The organism is Vibrio neptunius (genome assembly GCF_000967495.1).
Classification (GTDB): domain Bacteria; phylum Pseudomonadota; class Gammaproteobacteria; order Enterobacterales; family Vibrionaceae; genus Vibrio; species Vibrio neptunius.
Window position 1 is genome coordinate 1 of sequence record NZ_JXXU01000139.1, and the last position, 978, is coordinate 978.

At 49.9% G+C, this 978-nt stretch carries 1 protein-coding gene; it reads left to right on the forward strand.

What is annotated here, in order from left to right:
- Positions 1-978: hypothetical protein (locus TW84_RS24740; RefSeq protein WP_045978011.1), on the forward strand; the 978-nt coding region annotated here is incomplete at both ends.

The following is a 978-nucleotide window of genomic DNA, read 5'->3' on the forward strand; positions in this document are numbered from 1 at the left end:
AACCCTGCAAGAGATGGAAAGGTCGGCTCCTTACCCGGATACGCGTCGCCAACAAACCACCGTAGGTTACAGTATCGCGTGGTTTGTTAATAACACAGGTGCAGTGCTAAAAGGGCTATCACTGACTAAAATCCAAGGCAAAAGTGGTGTAATGGAGAATACGCTAAAGACACTCAAAACCAGTAAGATGGAAGGTGTGAAAATTGCAGATGTTCTTAACGCTCAGCGCTATATTGCCCATTCACTGATTGCCGGAGTTGCAGGGGTGATCGCCGCGGGGCTAGAAGGATGGCAAGTCGTCGAGGATTTATCAGCATCAAAAAGTTCGTCGCAAACACTGTTGTTGGTTGCTAAAGCTGGTGCACTCGGAATACAGGTGGTGAGTTGGGGTGGATTGGTCGTTAACTCGCTAAGAACTCGTTTAGGCCTGATATTCGTCGGTGAAGTATTACAAGGTTGGATGTTAGCCATTAACTTCTGGGGCGCGGCTCTGTATGCGGCAGTGACCATACTGCTATTGCTGACTAAACGAACCCCGCTGGAAACCTGGCTGCGCCATTCAATATGGGGCAAAGAGCCAGACTTTAACCGCAGTGCTGTAGATGAATACCACGCCTTACTGGCTTTGCTTAACCAGCCGTCAATCCAGTTTCGCACCACTGCGCGACGTATTGATAGAGCGGAGTCAAGCCACAGCGCGACCGTCCATTTTAAACAAGAAATGACCATCCTGCTGCCCAACGCTTATGACAATGAAGCCGTGACCCTGAGCATCGAAAGCGGCTTTCCGCCCTCGGATTATCAGAACTTTACCGCTCACACCTTATTCAGCGGCCAAGTAACACGCGATAAAAATGAGCCGACCCTGTGCCGCTATCACTTACCTTTACCTCAACCACTGCAAAACCTAGTGGCGCAAGGGCAAGGGACCATCAGGCAAGAAAGACTCAACGTGTTCGTTGGTCGCCATGCCAATAA